Genomic DNA, 15,739 nt, shown 5'->3' with positions numbered 1-15,739 from the left:
GCGGACCTCCTGGCCGGGTGTCTCGGAGCGCGCCGTCTCAGGGGTCGAGGCGGTAACCGTAGCCGCGGACGGTGGTGATCCGCGGGGCGAGGACGGACAGTTCGGCGAGCTTTCCGCGCAGTCGGTACACGTGTTCGACCACGGTCGCGGGCTGCTGCCAGGACGAACCCCAGATCCGCTCCAGGAGCTGCTCCGCCGAGAACACCCGGCCGGGCGCGGCGGCCAGCATCTCCAGCAGGGCGAACTCCTTGGGGCGCAGGGTCAGCGGGGTGCCGTCGACAAAGGCCTGCCGCGCCGCCGTGTCGACGACGAGCGAGCCTGCCTGGAACACCGTCGGGACGTCGGGCGGCCGCGAGCGGCGCAAGACGGCGTGGATACGGGCCACCAGTTCACGCTGGGAGAACGGCTTGACCAGGTAGTCGTCCGCGCCGATCTCCAGCCCCGCCACCCGGTCCGCCTCCGCGGCGCGGCCCGAGACCACGATGACCGGGAGCCGGCTCGTCGACCTGAGCGCCCGCAGCAGCTCGAGGCCGCTGCCGTCCGGGAGACCCAGGTCCAGGATCGCCAGGTCGACGCCGCTCTCGTGCAGCACGGACTTTCCGGCGCGGGCGTCCATGGCCCAGGTGACGGTGAATCCGGCCCGCTCCAGATAGGAACGGCACATCAGTGCGAAGTCGGGCTCGTCCTCGATCAGGGCGAGGTGCGGGCGCATTCCGCATCACCTGGCCCGCCCGGCACCCGCCCGTTGTGTCGCTGATGAGCGGGCGTTGATGCCCAGACCATGTGGCGAAGGTAGAACAGTAAGCACCACGGTTCAAGGGGGAGCCGCCCGGGGGAGTTCCGGCGCGGACACGTGCGGTGCGGGGATCGCGAAACCGCCGCACGCGTCCGCGCCGGAGCCAGGCCCCGACGAGCGGCCGGCACGACAGCGGGGACGGCACTGTGCACGACAACGATCTGAGCCCCGTCGTCACCGCCTCCTGGCCGCCACCGCCCGCCGGCCACGGCCTCCTGCGCGACGCGGACGGCCTGGTCCTCGCCGAACTCCACGGTGAGATCGACCTCGCCAACGCCCACCGACTGCGCTGCTGGCTCGACTCCCTCGTGGCCCTCGCCGCACCGGCGTACGTCGTCGACCTGCGCCCGGTCGCCTTCGTCGACTCCACGGGCCTCAACCTGCTGCTGCGCCTGCGCCGCCGGGTGCTGGAGGGCGGCGCGACGTTCTCCGTGCTGTGCACCCCCGGCACTCGGCGGCTGCTGGCCGCCCACGGCACGCTGGAGCTGTTCGACGCGCGGTAGGGCGCACCCGTGACTAGCGTGTGGAGTCGGACCGACCACCGATTCGGGAAGGGCCGCGATCATGGCCGTACAACCTGAGGGAACCCCCTGTTGGGCCGATGCGATGTTCAGTGACGTCGAGGGAGCCAAGAGCTTCTACGGCGACGTCCTCGGCTGGACCTTCGGCGACGCGTCGTCGGAGTACGGCAACTACACGCAGGCCTACGCGGACGGCAAGGCGGTCGCCGCCGTCGTTCCGCCGATGCCAGGACAGGAGGGCCAGTCGCAGTGGTGCCTGTATCTCGCCTCGCCGGACGCGGCCGCCACCGCCGGCAGGATCCGTGACCACGGCGGCGAAGTGCTCATGGAGCCCATGCAGGTCGGCGACTTCGGCACGATGTGCCTGGGGCGCGACCCGAGCGGCGTCGTCTTCGGTGTGTGGCAGGCGGGCACCCACGAGGGCTTCGAGGCGCCGCCGGAGCAGCCGGGCGCTTACTGCTGGGCCGAGATCTACACCCGTGACCCCGAGAAGTCCGACACCTTCTTCCCGGCCGTCTTCGGCTACACCGCCCGGCAGATGCAGGACGACGCGATCGACTTCCGCATGTTCAACCTCGGTGACCACACCGTGCTCGGCCGCATGAAGATGACGGACGACTTCCCGCCCGAGGTGCCGGCCTACATCAACGTCTACTTCTCGGTCCCCGACTGCGACGACGCGGTGGCCCGCGCCACCAAGCTCGGCGCCGTCCTGAGGTTCGGGCCGATGGACTCGCCCTTCGGCCGGTTCGCGGCCCTCAGCGACCCGCAGGGCGCGAGTTTCTCGGTGATCGACGTGACCACGACCCAGGGCGACATGCCCCAGATCTCCGACGTGCCCTAGCCGGAGCGCACCGCCGAGTGCGTCGACGGCATCACCGGGGCGCCGAGCTTCCCGTCGGGCGACCGCCCGTGGTCGCCGGGAGCGGACCGGGTCCAGCCACGCCTCACGGCTGCGCGCCCGGTCCCACTCGCAGCGCCACTCCTTCGGCTCGACGGATCCGTGAACGCCTCGAGGGTCCCTCGACCGCCGGGCGACAGACGGCCGCACAGGCGCCCGGGCCGGTTGTCCGTCCGGCTCCGGCCGAACGACAGGTCGGCAGGGCGCGGGCGGAGGCCTCGGTGGACGCCCCGGCCACGTCGTCCGCCGACTGGAAGGCGCTCCGGAAGAGGGCGTGCCGGAAGAGGGTGTGCCGGCCTCCGCCCGCAGCACCGGGGCGGCACCGGCGACCGGGCTGATCCAGAGCCGGACGCTCCCCGCCACGACGCCGTCGAACTCCCGGCCCGCCGCGGCCCAGCTGGGTGTCCTCGCACCGACACCGGTGTGGACGACCATGCGGTAGCGGCGGCCGGGGGCCGACTGACCGCTGCGCACCTGGTGGGGTGAACGGGCGGCCGTCCGCTCATGGCATGATCGAGCGCATGCGTGAACGACTGGTGGCCGCGTGCGACGGGGCTTCGAAGGGGAATCCGGGACCTGCGGCCTGGGCCTGGGTCATCGCCGACGAGTCGCAGACGCCCGAGCGCTGGGAGGCCGGCCCGCTCGGCCGGGCGACCAACAACGTCGCCGAACTCACCGCCCTGGAGCGGCTGCTGACCGCGACCGACCCGGACGTGCCGCTGGAGATCCGGATGGACTCCCAGTACGCCATGAAGGCCGTCACCACCTGGCTGCCCGGCTGGAAGCGCAACGGCTGGAAGACCTCCGCGGGTAAGCCGGTCGCCAACCAGGACCTCGTCGTACGGATCGACGAACTGCTCGACGGCCGTTCGGTCGAGTTCCGTTACGTCCCCGCCCACCAGGTCGACGGCGATCCGCTCAACGACTTCGCCGACCGCGCGGCCAGCCAGGCGGCGATCGTCCAGGAGCCCGCGAGCAGCGAACTGGGCTCGCCCCCTCCGCCGCCGTCGCCGGACACCCCGAAAAAGACCGACCGCCCCGCCCGGGCCAAGTCGCCCAAGCGGAGCGGTGGTTCGTCCTCACGTACGATCAAGGCCAAGTTCCCCGGCCGGTGTCTGTGCGGACGTCCTTACGCGGCGGGCGAGCCCATCGCCAAGAACACGCAGGGCTGGGGGCACCCGGAGTGCCGTACGGAAGCGGCCGGTTAGCGCCCGGTCGCAGCGTCGACGGGTTAGATGACCGCCCCGCGCCACTCGCCGGTCTCGCGGCCGCGCTCCTCGATGAACGTCTTGAAGCGCTCCAGGTCGCTCTTGGTCTGGCGCTTCACGAAGCCGAGCTTGTCGCCCACCTTCTCGGTGATGCTGTCCGGATGGAAGTCCATCTGGAGCATCACCTTGGTGTGGGTCTCGTCGAGCCGGTGGAAGGTCACCGCGCCGGCCTGCTTGGCATCGCCGGTGATCGTGGTCCACGCGACCCGCTCGTCCGGGATCTGCTCCGTGATCTCCGCGTCGAACTCCTTGTGCACCCCGTGGACGTTGGTCACCCAGTGCGTGAGCGTGTCGGTGCGCTGTTCGATGCGCTCGACCCCGCTCATGAACTCGGGGAACGTCTCGAACTGCGTCCACTGGTTGTAGGCGGTGTGCACCGGCACGCCGACCTCGATGGATTCCTCGACCTGCGACACGGGTGAATCCCTCCTTCGTCTTCTCGGTGTGCGGCGCGGGTACCGCGCGGCCTGGACGGCAAACCGACGCAAGACGACTCTTATTCGGTGTCGAAGGTGTAGTGGGGTGTGTGGTCGAGGAGGTCGGAGGGGCGCACGTCGTTCCACGGCCTCATGGTCTCGTCGAGATCGACGACATCGGGTGTTCCGGCGGCCGGCAGATAGCGGGAGTCCGGATGCCTGCGCTGCCACCGGGCCCACAGCTTGTCCACGAAGGCGTGGTGGAGCCAGAACACCGGATCGTTGGGGGAGACCCCGGTCGCCATCTGCCCGCCCACCCAGACATGGACCCGGTTGTGCAGATTGACCCCGCGCCAGCCCTCCAGATGGTTGCGGAAGCCGTCCGACGCGCTGTTCCAGGGCGCCATGTCGTACGTCGCCATGGACAGCACCGACTCCACCTCGGCCCGGGTCGGCAGGTCCCGTACGCCGGCGCCGAGGGAGCGTCTGAGATACGTACGGGCGTCGACCCGCACGTTGATGGGCCAGTCGCCGCTGTCGGCGGCGAACGGGCCGTCCGTCACCCGCCCGTCCCGGCTGCGCCCGGTGCCGCCGAGGAAGTCGGGACCCCACAGCGAGGCGCGCGGGCTGCGGTCGGTGCTCCAGTCCCAGTAGGGGAGTGCCACCGAGGCGTCCACCGACTGCAGGGCGCGCTCGAAGTCGAGCAGGAACCTGCGGTGCCAGGGCAGGAAGGAGGGCGAACGGTGACCGGTGCGCTCGCCGTTGTCGGTGTCGGACATGATGAAGCCGTTGTGCGTGGTGACGAACGTGTCGTAGCGGCCGCTGCGCTTCAGCTCCAGGACGGCGGCGACGAACCGCCGCTTCTCGTCGGCGGTCAGGGTGGCCTGGTTCTTGCGGACGGTCATGTGCGGGTGCTCCAAAGAGGCGTGCGGGGCGGTCAGTTGGCGGGGAACGGCAGCAGCCGTGCGCCCTGGAGCTCGTCGACGGCGGCCCGTGCGGCGGCGCGCGGGGTGGGTACCGGGTCGTAGTGGCTGACGACACTGATCCAGGTGCCGTCGGCGTTGCGCATCAGGTGCAGCTCCGCGCCGTCGACCGTCACCCGGTAGCCGCCGTGGTGGCCCCCGGTGGAACGGCCCTGTATCCGGCGGCCCTTGTAGACCTCGTCGAAGGGCTCCGGGGATCCGTGGTGGTGCTCCTCGGCGGACGCGTGCGGGGCGGCCACGGCCGTCGCCGCGAGGGCGGCCGTGGCGGTGAGCGCGGTACGGCGGGTGAGTTCCGGCATGCGGTGTACCTCCTGAGTTGACGGACTCCGCATGCCTATCGGCCCTGCCGAGAGCGGGAGAAATCGCTCGTGACCGGTTGGCTCCGATTCAGACAATTACCAACATGTCGTACAGCGTTGAACAAAGATGATCTTGCTGCTGGGAGGGCTTTCGCGAACCCGGACGGAGGAATTCCTTCTCGCGCCGACCGCCGATCCGATGATCCTTTGCGCGTGAACGCCCTGGTAGTGGCCCGCGTCACGCGCGGAGATCGACGTGATCCGGAACCCCGGCCCCGCACCCCCGGGCTGCTACTCTGCGTTGCCAATCGACCGCTTTGGGTAATTTCTAGGGGTGCGTGTGAAGGTCGCCTGCGTCGGCGGCGGGCCCGCCGGCCTGTATCTCTCGATCCTGCTGAAACGGCAGGACCCGTCCCACGACATCACTGTCCACGAGCGCGACCCGGAGGGCTCGACCTACGGCTGGGGCGTCACCTACTGGCGCGGACTGCTCGACCGGCTGCACGCGCACGACGCCGAGTCGGCCCGCGCGATCGAGGAGGCCTCGGTCAGCTGGACCGAGGGCGAGGCCCGGGTGCGCGACCTGGTCACCCGGCGCGGCAGCGACCAGGGCTTCGGCATCGGCAGGCACCGCCTGCTCGAGATCCTCGCCGCACGGGCCCGCTCTCTGGGCGTGCGGCTGGAGTTCGAGCACGAGATCACCGACGGGAACCTCCCCGAGGCCGACCTCGTCGTCGCCGGCGACGGTGTGCGCAGTGCCCTGCGGACCGCGCACGCCGACCACTTCGGCGCCGAGACCAAGGAGGGCCGCAACCACTACATCTGGCTCGGCACCAGCAAGGTCTTCGACTCCTTCACCTTCGCCTTCGTCGAGACCGACCACGGCTGGATCTGGTGCTACGGCTACGCCTTCAGCCCCGAGCGCAGCACCGTCGTCGTCGAGTGCGCGCCGCAGACCTGGACCGGCCTGGGGCTCGACCGCGCCGACGAGGCCGACGGGCTGGCCCTGCTGGAGAAGCTGTTCGCCGACATCCTCGACGGCCGGCCCCTGATCGGCCGCTCCGCCGGCTCGGGCAGCGCCCAGTGGCTGAACTTCCGTACCCTCACCAACCGCACCTGGCACCGCGGCAACCTCGTCCTCCTCGGCGACGCCGCCCACACCACCCACTACTCCATCGGCGCCGGCACCACCCTCGCCCTGGAGGACGCCATCGCCCTCGCCGACGCTCTGCACGCGCACACCGGGCTGCCCCAGGCCCTCGCCCGCTACGAGCGGCAGCGCAAGGCGGAGCTCCTCTCCATCCAGAGCGCCGCCCGCTACAGCGCCCAGTGGTACGAGAACCTGCCGCGCTACATCGACCTGCCCCCGGAGCAGATGTTCGCGCTGCTCGGCCAGCGCCACTCGCCGCTGCTGCCCTATGTGCCGCCGCAGCTCTACTACCGGATCGACAAGGCCGCCGGGCAGCTGGAGGCGCTGCGCAGGTTCAAGCGCTGGCTCGGCCCGAAGGTGGCGCGCAGCGTCCACGCGCGCGAGCTGGCCTCCCGCAAGTAGCTCACCGGGCCTGGAAACGGTGTTGGGTGAATGGCGATTCACCGCTAAAGTGAATTGTCATTCACCACCGTTTTCCCGTTGAATCCGGAGTGCCGATGGACCAGCAGGGCCCGATATCGCCGCCGCGTGGAGCACGTCTGCGGACCCGGCTCACCGTGCCGGTCCTGGCGATGTGCGGCACGCTCATGGCCGTCATGCAGACCGTGGTCGTGCCCCTGCTGCCGGACCTGCCCCGGCTCACCCACTCCTCGCCCGGCGCCGTCTCCTGGATGGTCACGGCGACCCTGTTGTCCGGAGCCGTCCTCACCCCCGTGCTCGGCCGCGCCGGCGACATGTACGGCAAGCGCAGGGTGCTCACGGCGTCCCTGGTCCTGATGACCGTCGGCTCCGTGATGTGCGCCCTGTCGTCCGACATCACCGTGCTCATCACGGCCCGTGCCCTGCAGGGGGCCGCCGCCTCCGTGGTGCCACTGTCGATCAGCATCCTGCGCGACGAACTGCCGCCCGAGCGGCGGGGTTCCGCGGTCGCGATGATGAGCTCCACGGTCGGTATCGGCGCCGCCCTCGGCCTGCCGCTGGCCGCGATGGTCGTCCAGTACGCCGACTGGCACACCATGTTCTGGATGACCAGCGTGCTCGGCGCCCTGGGAGTCACGGCCGTGTCGTGGGCGGTCCGCGAGTCGCCGGTACGACAGCCGGGCCGCTTCGACGTGCCGGGCGCCCTGGGGCTAGCCGTGGGCCTGGTCAGCCTGCTGCTCGGGGTGTCCCAGGGCGGCCAGTGGGGCTGGGGCAGTCCCCGTGTCCTCAGCCTCTTCGCGGTGTCCGTCGCCGTCCTGACCCTGTGGTGGTGGCGCCAGCTGCGCACCGAGCAGCCCCTGGTCGACCTGCGCCTGGTGACCCGGCCACGCGTCGGCCTGTCCCATGTGGCCGCCCTGCTGACCGGCTTCGCCTTCTACGCCAACTCCCTGGTCACGGCCCAGCTGGTCCAGGCGCCCGAGGCCACCGGCTACGGACTCGGCCTGTCGATCGTGGCCACCGGCCTGTGCCTGCTGCCGGGCGGCGTGACCATGCTGCTGTTCTCGCCGCTCTCGGCGCGGATCTCCGCCTCCCGCGGCCCCCGCGTCACCCTCGCCCTCGGCGCCGCGGTCATCGCGTGCGGCTACGCGGTACGCATCGCGGACAGCCGCCACCTGTGGATGATCATCCTGGGCGCGACCGTGGTCTCCACCGGCACCACCCTCGCCTACTCGGCCCTGCCCACCCTCATCCTGCGCGCGGTACCGGCCGAGCAGACGGCCTCCGCGAACGGTGTGAACGTCCTCATGCGCACCATCGGCCAGGCCACCTCCAGCGCGGCCGTCGCAGCGGTGCTCGTCCACCACACCAGCCCGGTCGGCGGCACGCCCGTCCCCACCCTGCACGGCTATCTGCTGGCCTTCGCCATGGCGGGCGCGGTGGCTCTCGCGGCCTGTGCGGCGGCGCTGACCATCCCCGGCGACGCCACGCCCGAGGGGACCCGCCGGACGGAGGGCCGCACCCGGGGCGCGCGGGACGGGGCGATGGAGGGAGCATGAGTGCCGTGAGCACTACGCCCCCCACGACCACGCCGGCCCGCCGGGACGCCGAGGCCACCAGGGCCGCCATTCTCCGGGCGGCCCGTTATCTCCTGGCCCGCACTCCGCACGCCGACATCACCCTCAAGGCGGTCGCCGAACGGGCGGGCGTCAGCCCGCCGTTGATCGTGAAGTACTTCGGCAACAAGGACGCCCTGTTCGCCCGCGTCATGTCCTTCGAGTCCGACGCGACGGCCCTGCTCGACGCGCCCCTCGACGAGCTGGGCCGCCACATGGTCCGCCACGTCCTCACCGGCCAGATCGAACGCGGCGCCGACCCGTTGCTGCGGATCGCCTTCGCCCCCGTCCAGGGCGAGCACGGCGACATCCTGCGCGTCAACTTCCGCGCACAGGTGGTCGACCGCCTCGCGGAACGCCTGCGCGGGGCCGACGCCGGCCTGCGCGCGGAGCTGGCGGTGGGCACCCTCCTGGGCCTGGGCGTGATGTACGGCATCGCCCGGGGCACCGAGCTGAGGGCGACCGCCGTGGAGGATCTGGTGGACCGCTACGCCCCCACGGTGCAGGCCCACCTGACGCCCTAGCGGAAGAGGCGGTCGAGGAAGGCGTTGCCGAACACGCCGTGCGGATCGAGCCGGTCCAGCACCCCGGCCGCCTGTCCCCACACCGCCTCTCCGAACGCCCCGGGAATCGTCGTCCCGAGCATCTCCTCGTCCGCCCACGCGGCCTCGTCCGTGTAAGCCCACCCCTTGGACCACTCGACGCGGGTGCCTTCGTAGCCGTCGACGAGGAACTGCTCGATCTCCCGCAGGAAGGACTCCGCATGGGGCGTTCCCGGCAGGGTGAGGATGTCCAGCCACACCGCGGTGTCCCGCTCGGGGCGGTCCGGATCCGCCCGCAACGCCGACAGCAGCGGGGCCCGCGCCCCGGCCACCTCCGCCTCGGCCGGATCGTCGAGGCCGGTCACCCTGATCTCCACCGTGCCGTTGACCGGGAACTTCCCCTGAGCGGTGTACGCGGCCAGCCGCTCGCGGTAGAAGTCCGTGAACTCGGAGACCACCCGCTGCACCTGGTCCCGGCGCGTCAGGACGGCGTACCCGTTCGCCGTCAACCGCAGGGTCGTCGGCCTGATGTACAGGAGCGAGTTCTTGGAGGGCCCCCAGATGTCCGCCGACAGGGTCGCCGTGAGCCCCACGGCCGCCACGTCGAGCTGCGCGTTCCCGAGCACCGGCGCCAGGTACCAGGCCGCGTCCGACACCATCCGCCCGGCCAGATCGGCCACCAGGGTCGGAACGTTGTCGGAGAAGGGGTAGTTGTACGGCGAGGTCACCCGCCGCGAGGTCAGCGGCCTGGTCGGCGCCACACTCCACACCTTGAGCCACGGGAACTCCGTGTAGGCGAACCAGATGGCCTCGACCCGCCCGGCCTCCTCCATGAAGCTCGCGAAGGTCCGCCCGTCACCGCCGGGCGCCGCGAAGAGCTCGGCCGCCGGGATGTCGAGCCGGCTCACACACCGCAGATTGCTGTTGGCCCCCACCCGCAGCACGACCTCGGTGACGAAGGCACGCCCGAGATGGGTGAGCAGGGCCGCGCTGTCGGCCTCGGCGCGGCTGAAGGTGCGCAGTGCGTACGCCCCGCCGTCCTCGTCCCACACCACCGCCGTCAGCGACAGGATGCGATTGCTGAGCGAGCCGTACGTCTGCCCCGGCAGCCGCCTCTCCCCGTCGGCCGGGACGGCGGTGCCGTGCGCGTCGACCGCCAGCGCGCCCCCCAGGGTCAGGTCACCGGGCGCGGGCGCGGCGGTGACCCCGAGCCCGTGCTCCTCCAGATAGGTGAGCAGCGCCTCCAGCGTGACGCCGGTGCCGGCCCGCACGGCGGAGGCGGAGTCCAGGGACAGGCCGGTGAGGTGGGCGGCGGTGTCGACCAGGAGAACGGGCGCGTCCGCCGCGGTGCCCTCCGTGACGGTGAGGGGCGACCAACCGTGCGAGGAGCCTCGCGCGCGGACCCGCCAACCGTGCCGCCACGCCCAGTTGACGATGTCGACCACCTGGTCCGGGCCGGTCGGCGCACAGGCCCACAGCCCGTCGGCGGTGATCTCGCCGACCCAGTTCCGGTACGCCGAGCGGTACAGGGCCACGCCGGCCGGGAAGTCGGGCAGCTCCTCGGCCGCGGCGGCCGGATCGGCGGGCAGCAGCACCGGTACGGCGGCGAGGGCGGCGGCGCTCATGAGAAAGCCGCGACGGGTCCAGGACGGGTTGTCCTGCGGGTGGTTGCTCACTGAACGATCTGTCACGGGGTCACGCTAGGCGGATGTTGACACGTGCATGCCTTACGTCGAAAGGTGTCACCCGTGTGAGTGAAACATTCACAGGCCCCGACCCGGAGCGACCAGTTCCGCGCAAGTCGGCGACGGATGACAGACTGACGTCATGGACGAGCGCACATTCGGCAGGTCGCAGCAGCACGCATCCGTCGTCGGACTCGGCACCTGGCAGCTGGGGGCCGACTGGGGAGACGTCGACGACAAGGAAGCCCTCTCCGTGCTGGAGGCGGCGGCCGAGTCGGGGGTCACCTTCTTCGACACGGCGGACGTGTACGGCGACGGACGCAGCGAGCAGACCATCGCCACGTTCCTGAGCGGCAGGCCCGACCTGCACGTGCTGGTCGCGACGAAGATGGGCCGCCGCGTCGACCAGATCCCCGAGAACTACGTCCTCGACAACTTCCGTGCCTGGAACGACCGTTCGCGCCGCAATCTCGGCGTCGACCGCATCGACCTGGTCCAGCTGCACTGCCCGCCCACCCCCGTCTACTCCACGGACGAGGTGTTCGACGCCCTCGACACCCTGGTCGAGGAGGAGCGCATCGCCCACTACGGCGTCAGCGTGGAGACCTGCGAGGAGGCCCTGACCGCGATCGCCCGGCCCGGTGTGGCGAGCGTGCAGATCATCCTCAACGCCTTCCGCATGAAGCCGCTGCGCGAGGTGCTGCCCGCCGCTCAGGAGGCGGGCGTCGGCATCATCGCCCGGGTCCCGCTCGCGTCGGGCCTGCTGTCCGGCAAGTACACCAGGGACACGGTCTTCCCGGAGAACGACCACCGTGCCTACAACCGGCACGGGGAGGCCTTCGACGTCGGCGAGACCTTCTCCGGCGTGGACTACACGACCGGTGTCGAGGCCGCCGCCGAGTTCTCCGCACTGGCCCCCGAGGGCTACACCCCGGCCCAGCTCGCCCTGCGCTGGATCATCGAGCAGCCCGGCGTCACCACCGTCATCCCCGGCGCCCGCAACCCCGAACAGGCCCGCGCCAACGCGGCCGCCGCCAAGCTGCCGCCGCTGTCCGAGGAGACCCTCACGGCCATCCGCGACCTGTACGACCGCCGGATCAAGGAGCAGGTCGAGAACCGCTGGTGACCCCGCCCGGCTCCGGGACGCGGCCCCGCGCCGCTTCCCGGAGCCGCGCTGTTTGAACGATCAGGCACCGGATACCTGTACGGCATGGTCGAGACGGAGAGACGGACGGGGCGCGACGAGACCGAGGAAGAGCGCGCGGACCGCAAATGGGCCGAGCTCATCCAAGAGGTCCGGGTGGCGCAGACGGGTGTACAGATCCTGTTCGGCTTCCTGCTCACCGTGGTCTTCACACCGAAATACCACGACCTGGCCCACGCCGACCAGGTCATCTACATAGTGACCGTCGTGCTGGGCGCCTGTGCGACCGGTGCCCTGATCGGACCGGTGTCGCTGCACCGCCTCGTCTCGGGGCAGCGCATGAAGCCCCAGGCCGTGCAGTGGGCCTCGCGCCTGACCTTCATGGGCCTGCTCCTGCTGCTGCTCACCATGACCTCCGCGCTCCTGCTGGTCCTGCGCGTCGCGACCCATGACGACTGGGTGCCCTGGCTCGTCACGGGAGTCGTGGCCTGGTACCTGCTGTGCTGGTTCGCGCTTCCGCTGTGGACCCGGCATCGCTACACGGCGAAGTGAGGCGCGGCCCGTCCAACTGCCGGTCGTGCAGGCGGCTCAGCACGAGCACGGACACCGTGGCGCCGATCAGCGCGCAGAACATGTCCCACTGGGTGTCCCACACATCGCCCTGCGTGGCCAGGAAGGCGTCCGCCGCCTGACCGCCGATCACGGCGGCCGCCCACTCCAGCATCTCGAAGACGGCGCTGAAGGCCAGACAGGCGCACACCGTCAGCGGCGCCAGCCAGCGGCTGCCCCGCAGCGGTGACGTACGGCTGAGCAGCTCCCGTACGAGAACCGCCGGCACGAAGCCCTGCATGAGGTGGCCGAAACGGTCGTACGGATTGCGGTCGAGCGCGAAGGTGTCGCGCACCCAGTCGCCGAGCGGGACCTGTGCGTAGGTGTAGTGGCCGCCGACGATCAGCACGAGCGCGTGGACCGCCAGCAGAACGTACAACAGGTCGGTCAGCGGGAAGCGGCGCCGGGTCAGCACGAGCAGCGGCAGCCCGGCCAGGACCCACGCGGTCTCCAGGAACCAGGTGGTGCGGTCGCGCGGGCCCCAGGCGGACAGGGCCAGCGCGGCGACCACGACCCACGCGAGCAGGACGGGCAGGGGCCGTCGCACAGCGGTCATGAGGTGCTCCTCGTCTCAGGAGCCCTCATCGTCGGGGCAGGGGGACGACGGCGGCATGAGTACGGCTGCTCAGGCCGCGTACGCACCGGCACCCGTCTCAGCCGCCCGCGAGGACCGAGGCCAGGAAGTCGTCCACGCTGACCTCCTCCTGCCCCGGCGGCACGATCTCGCGGGTCTCGCGCAGGAAGGACGCCAGCGCCGGGGCCCAGGCGAAGACCACGGCGTGCTGGCGGCCCCCGTCGGCGCGGGCGTCGCCGAAGAACTCCATGCGCAGTTCCTCCCAGACACCGGTCGAGACCGGGCGCAGCCGCACGTCCCCGACCCCGACCGGACCGCTCAGACCCTCGGCGAGCATCTCGCGGTCCAGCCGCCACCGCGCCAGCACCCGGCCGTCATGGCTGAACACCGCGGTGACGGCGAACGGGTCCGCCGCGTCGTACCCGAGGTGGGCGAGCACGGGGCAGCGGCCCGTGCCGCCCGCCTGGAGCTGCACGACGAGCGTCTTGTGCGCGGTCCTGTGGACGAAGGAGTTCACCTGGAGGCCTCCGGGGAGAACGACGTAGAGCCCTCTAGTACCCCTCCTACGGCCAAGATGCTCAGCCTTCCGGGTGATTCCCCTTCGCGCCCCGCAGCGCCGTGATGCACGAGGCGATGGCCTGCTGGAGTTCCTCCAGCTGCTGGACCATGTCGTCCTCGTAGAAGTCCTGGGCGTCGTCGAAGGTCAGCTCCTCGAAGGCCTTGGTCGCCTTCTGGAGACTGCTGTAGAACTTCGTCCGCCGTTCCTGGACGCGGAGTTCGGGATCGGCCTCCACGGCCTCGGCGACGAGGGACTTCATGGTGTCGAACGCCTCGGCCGCCCACTCGCCGGTGTCCTCGTCCTCCTCCAGCTCCTCGAGGAGGGACAGATGGCGCTCGGCCTCCTGGCGGAGGTCCACCGGGGCGTCGATGGTCTGCCCGGCCGGGGTCTTCACCTGGCCCGACTCGGCGATCTGGCGCACGTATCCGATGCGGTCGGCCGCCCTGCTCTCGGTGGCCACGGCCTTCTTCAGGTCGTCGGTGCGCACCACGTCCCGGGCCAGCGAGGCCTGCAGCTCCGGGTCCTCCTTGATCCGGTCGAGCAGCGCGCTGCGCGCGGCCCGGGCCGTGGAGGGGTCGGCGAGGATCGCGGCCCGCAGCGCGGTCGGGTTCTCCGCGACCTCCAGCGCCTTGGTCGGGCGGATGCCCTCGGCCTCGGCGGCCTCCGCGATGGCCGTGCCGCGGTCGGACGTGGCACTGCTGCGGGAGGAGTAGTAGCTCAGCCACACGTCCGAGTCCGGCAGCTCCACCTCCTGGCCGGGCGCCAGCGCCTCGAAGTGCGGGACCATTCCGTCGTCGGCGGCCCGGTCCCAGGCCTTGTAGTAGCGCATGACGCGCTCGGGCGAGCAGCCGGCGAGCTCGGCGAACTCCTTCGCGGACACCTTCGGCGTCTCGTCCGCGCTCTGGCCGCCGGGGCGGACACTGCGCGCCACCATCAGGCCGAAGGCCCAGCCGCCGGTCCGCGCGTAGACCCCGAACTCACGGGCGTCCCGCGCCACGAGGTCATGCAGGGGCGAGGGGGACGATTCGGCCGATGCCTGAACCGGCGTCTCCACCGGCCTCTCCACCGGCGTCTCAACCGACTGCTCGGCCGGAACGGGGCCCGACGCCTCGGACGGGTCGATCGCTAGGGTCACGGGTGTTTCTCCTGGGCAGGGCTGGTACGGACCGCACGACGTGCGGTTGGGAAGCCTATTGCACCCCTCGGTACCGCCCCGGCAGCCCGGCTCGCTCAGGCGAACGCGTCGCGCAGCGCGGGCAGCAGTGTCTTCTCCGACCAGTCCAGGAACTCCGGTTGCGAGTCGCCGCCGATCTGCACCAGGGCGATCTCGGTGAACCCCGCCTCCGCGTACGGCCGTACGGCCTCGACGAAGGCTTCGGGGTCGGCACCGCACGGGATCGACACCGCGACGTCGTCGGGTGTGACGAACTGAGTGGCCGACTCGAACGAATCCGGATGCGGGAGTTCGGAGTTGACCTTCCAGCCGTTCCCGAACCAGCGGAACTGGGAGTGCGCCCGCTTGATGGCGGTGTCCCGGTCGGTGTCGTAGCAGACGGGCAGCTGCCCCACCCGCGGCTTGCCCTCGCCGCCGTGCCGGTCGAACGCGTCCAGCAGGTCCGCCTTGGGCTCGGTGGCGATCACCAGGTCGGCGAGGCGGCCGGCCAGTTCGCACGACTGCTCGCCGGAGACGGCCAGACCGATCTGCGGCGGCTCGTCCGGCAGGTCCCACAACCGCGCCGACTCCACGTCGAAGTGGGTCCCGCGGTGGTTCACATGGCCACCCCGGAACAGCGCGCGGATGATCTCCATCGCCTCTTCCAGCATCTCGTGCCGTACGTCGGCCGACGGCCAGCCGCCGCCCACCACATGCTCGTTGAGGTTCTCGCCCGAGCCCAGTCCCAGCCGGAAGCGGCCCTCGGAGAGCAGCTGCATCGTCGCCGCCTTCTGCGCCACCACCGCCGGGTGGTAGCGGAAGGAGGGACACGTCACGTAGGTCATCAGCGGAATGCGCGAGGTGGCCTGGGCGGCCGCCCCGAGCACGCTCCACGCGTACGGCGAGTGTCCCTGCGACCGCAGCCACGGGAAGTAGTGGTCCGAGGTCACCGAGAAGTCGTAGCCCGCCTCCTCGGCCCGCACCACATGGCCCACCAGCTCCCGGGGGCCGGCCTGCTCGGTCATCATCGTGTATCCGATCTGCACCATGGGTTCCGGGTCCCCGGTGACCGGAGGGGAAAACGGGCTTCCCGGGCCCTCTCGATC

General features: G+C 71.1%; 18 protein-coding genes. 9 read left to right on the top strand and 9 right to left on the bottom strand.

Annotated elements, in window-relative coordinates; genetic code table 11:
• Nucleotides 1–37: 37 nt before the first annotated feature.
• Nucleotides 38–712 carry a response regulator transcription factor gene (locus tag IOD14_RS25000; protein ID WP_123987050.1) on the bottom strand — a complete coding sequence of 225 codons (675 nt, stop codon included), beginning with the start codon at nucleotides 710–712 and terminating at the stop codon, nucleotides 38–40.
• 230 nt (nucleotides 713–942) lie between these two features.
• Between IOD14_RS25000 and IOD14_RS24995 the strand changes: the two genes are divergently transcribed.
• From IOD14_RS24995 to IOD14_RS24980, 4 genes are all read left to right on the top strand, one after another.
• Nucleotides 943–1,299, top strand: a complete 357-nt coding sequence (locus IOD14_RS24995; protein WP_123987049.1) for an STAS domain-containing protein — start codon at nucleotides 943–945, stop codon at nucleotides 1,297–1,299.
• 61 nt (nucleotides 1,300–1,360) lie between these two features.
• Entirely contained in the window at nucleotides 1,361–2,161 is an 801-nt protein-coding gene (locus tag IOD14_RS24990) for a VOC family protein (protein WP_123987048.1), read from the top strand.
• A 331-nt stretch (nucleotides 2,162–2,492) separates the two neighbouring features.
• On the top strand, nucleotides 2,493–2,660 hold the full coding sequence (locus IOD14_RS24985) for a hypothetical protein (protein ID WP_212671575.1): 168 nt from the start codon (nucleotides 2,493–2,495) through the stop codon (nucleotides 2,658–2,660).
• A 67-nt stretch (nucleotides 2,661–2,727) separates the two neighbouring features.
• On the top strand, nucleotides 2,728–3,426 hold the full coding sequence (locus tag IOD14_RS24980; protein ID WP_123987047.1) for a ribonuclease H: 699 nt from the start codon (nucleotides 2,728–2,730) through the stop codon (nucleotides 3,424–3,426).
• Between the two features lie 23 nt (nucleotides 3,427–3,449).
• Here the strand turns inward: IOD14_RS24980 and IOD14_RS24975 are convergent, their stop codons facing one another.
• The 3 genes from IOD14_RS24975 to IOD14_RS24965 form a co-directional block, all read right to left on the bottom strand.
• A complete protein-coding gene (locus tag IOD14_RS24975; RefSeq protein ID WP_123987046.1) occupies nucleotides 3,450–3,902 on the bottom strand; it encodes an SRPBCC family protein in 453 nt (150 codons plus the stop codon).
• 80 nt (nucleotides 3,903–3,982) lie between these two features.
• Nucleotides 3,983–4,807, bottom strand: coding sequence for a tyrosinase family protein (locus tag IOD14_RS24970; RefSeq protein WP_123987045.1), 825 nt, complete (start codon nucleotides 4,805–4,807; stop codon nucleotides 3,983–3,985).
• A 32-nt stretch (nucleotides 4,808–4,839) separates the two neighbouring features.
• Nucleotides 4,840–5,184, bottom strand: a complete 345-nt coding sequence (locus tag IOD14_RS24965; RefSeq protein WP_123987044.1) for a tyrosinase cofactor — start codon at nucleotides 5,182–5,184, stop codon at nucleotides 4,840–4,842.
• A gap of 340 nt (nucleotides 5,185–5,524) precedes the next feature.
• On the opposite strand from IOD14_RS24965, the gene IOD14_RS24960 reads away from it, so the two are divergent.
• The 3 genes from IOD14_RS24960 to IOD14_RS24950 all read left to right on the top strand — a co-directional run bounded on the left by IOD14_RS24960 (nucleotide 5,525) and on the right by IOD14_RS24950 (nucleotide 8,891).
• On the top strand, nucleotides 5,525–6,736 hold the full coding sequence (locus IOD14_RS24960) for an FAD-dependent monooxygenase (RefSeq protein ID WP_212673391.1): 1,212 nt from the start codon (nucleotides 5,525–5,527) through the stop codon (nucleotides 6,734–6,736).
• 95 nt (nucleotides 6,737–6,831) lie between these two features.
• On the top strand, nucleotides 6,832–8,310 hold the full coding sequence (locus IOD14_RS24955) for an MFS transporter (RefSeq protein ID WP_212671574.1): 1,479 nt from the start codon (nucleotides 6,832–6,834) through the stop codon (nucleotides 8,308–8,310).
• Nucleotides 8,307–8,891 carry a TetR family transcriptional regulator gene (locus IOD14_RS24950; protein WP_123987041.1) on the top strand — a complete coding sequence of 195 codons (585 nt, stop codon included), beginning with the start codon at nucleotides 8,307–8,309 and terminating at the stop codon, nucleotides 8,889–8,891. Before IOD14_RS24955 ends, IOD14_RS24950 begins: the two co-directional genes overlap by 4 nt.
• Here IOD14_RS24950 and IOD14_RS24945 read toward each other — a convergent pair.
• Nucleotides 8,888–10,534, bottom strand: a complete 1,647-nt coding sequence (locus tag IOD14_RS24945; protein ID WP_249126300.1) for a cholesterol oxidase substrate-binding domain-containing protein — start codon at nucleotides 10,532–10,534, stop codon at nucleotides 8,888–8,890. The two genes, IOD14_RS24950 and IOD14_RS24945, sit on opposite strands and share 4 nt — an antisense overlap.
• A 202-nt stretch (nucleotides 10,535–10,736) precedes the next feature.
• Between IOD14_RS24945 and IOD14_RS24940 the strand changes: the two genes are divergently transcribed.
• Nucleotides 10,737–11,720, top strand: a complete 984-nt coding sequence (locus IOD14_RS24940; protein WP_212671573.1) for an aldo/keto reductase — start codon at nucleotides 10,737–10,739, stop codon at nucleotides 11,718–11,720.
• Between the two features lie 84 nt (nucleotides 11,721–11,804).
• The gene (locus tag IOD14_RS24935) at nucleotides 11,805–12,290 is read left to right on the top strand and encodes a DUF6328 family protein (protein WP_123987039.1); all 486 of its coding nucleotides are present in this window, start codon (nucleotides 11,805–11,807) and stop codon (nucleotides 12,288–12,290) included.
• Here IOD14_RS24935 and IOD14_RS24930 read toward each other — a convergent pair.
• The 4 genes from IOD14_RS24930 to IOD14_RS24915 form a co-directional block, all read right to left on the bottom strand.
• A complete protein-coding gene (locus IOD14_RS24930) occupies nucleotides 12,211–12,903 on the bottom strand; it encodes a DUF2238 domain-containing protein (RefSeq protein WP_212671572.1) in 693 nt (230 codons plus the stop codon). The two genes, IOD14_RS24935 and IOD14_RS24930, sit on opposite strands and share 80 nt — an antisense overlap.
• 97 nt (nucleotides 12,904–13,000) lie before the next feature.
• A complete protein-coding gene (locus IOD14_RS24925) occupies nucleotides 13,001–13,438 on the bottom strand; it encodes an SsgA family sporulation/cell division regulator (protein ID WP_123987037.1) in 438 nt (145 codons plus the stop codon).
• Nucleotides 13,439–13,499: 61 nt separating this feature from the next.
• Nucleotides 13,500–14,534, bottom strand: a complete 1,035-nt coding sequence (locus IOD14_RS24920; protein ID WP_212673389.1) for a hypothetical protein — start codon at nucleotides 14,532–14,534, stop codon at nucleotides 13,500–13,502.
• 176 nt (nucleotides 14,535–14,710) lie between these two features.
• Nucleotides 14,711–15,682 carry an LLM class F420-dependent oxidoreductase gene (locus IOD14_RS24915; protein WP_212671571.1) on the bottom strand — a complete coding sequence of 324 codons (972 nt, stop codon included), beginning with the start codon at nucleotides 15,680–15,682 and terminating at the stop codon, nucleotides 14,711–14,713.
• Between the last annotated feature and the right edge of the window lie 57 nt (nucleotides 15,683–15,739).

The organism is Streptomyces sp. A2-16, from assembly GCF_018128905.1.
GTDB lineage: Bacteria > Actinomycetota > Actinomycetes > Streptomycetales > Streptomycetaceae > Streptomyces.
This window is presented reverse-complemented; position numbering and strand designations above follow the sequence as displayed.

Bases quoted from the DNA above. Each gene is read 5' to 3' on its own strand.
- IOD14_RS25000 (WP_123987050.1), bottom strand. From the start codon at position 712: ATGCGCCCGCACCTCGCCCTGATCGAGGACGAGCCCGACTTCGCACTG.
- IOD14_RS24990 (WP_123987048.1), top strand. From the start codon at position 1,361: ATGGCCGTACAACCTGAGGGAACCCCCTGTTGGGCCGATGCGATGTTC.
- IOD14_RS24980 (WP_123987047.1), top strand. From the start codon at position 2,728: ATGATCGAGCGCATGCGTGAACGACTGGTGGCCGCGTGCGACGGGGCT.
- IOD14_RS24970 (WP_123987045.1), bottom strand. From the start codon at position 4,807: ATGACCGTCCGCAAGAACCAGGCCACCCTGACCGCCGACGAGAAGCGG.
- IOD14_RS24965 (WP_123987044.1), bottom strand. From the start codon at position 5,184: ATGCCGGAACTCACCCGCCGTACCGCGCTCACCGCCACGGCCGCCCTC.
- IOD14_RS24955 (WP_212671574.1), top strand. From the start codon at position 6,832: ATGGACCAGCAGGGCCCGATATCGCCGCCGCGTGGAGCACGTCTGCGG.
- IOD14_RS24950 (WP_123987041.1), top strand. From the start codon at position 8,307: ATGAGTGCCGTGAGCACTACGCCCCCCACGACCACGCCGGCCCGCCGG.
- IOD14_RS24945 (WP_249126300.1), bottom strand. From the start codon at position 10,534: ATGAGCGCCGCCGCCCTCGCCGCCGTACCGGTGCTGCTGCCCGCCGAT.
- IOD14_RS24940 (WP_212671573.1), top strand. From the start codon at position 10,737: ATGGACGAGCGCACATTCGGCAGGTCGCAGCAGCACGCATCCGTCGTC.
- IOD14_RS24935 (WP_123987039.1), top strand. From the start codon at position 11,805: ATGGTCGAGACGGAGAGACGGACGGGGCGCGACGAGACCGAGGAAGAG.
- IOD14_RS24930 (WP_212671572.1), bottom strand. From the start codon at position 12,903: ATGACCGCTGTGCGACGGCCCCTGCCCGTCCTGCTCGCGTGGGTCGTG.
- IOD14_RS24915 (WP_212671571.1), bottom strand. From the start codon at position 15,682: ATGGTGCAGATCGGATACACGATGATGACCGAGCAGGCCGGCCCCCGG.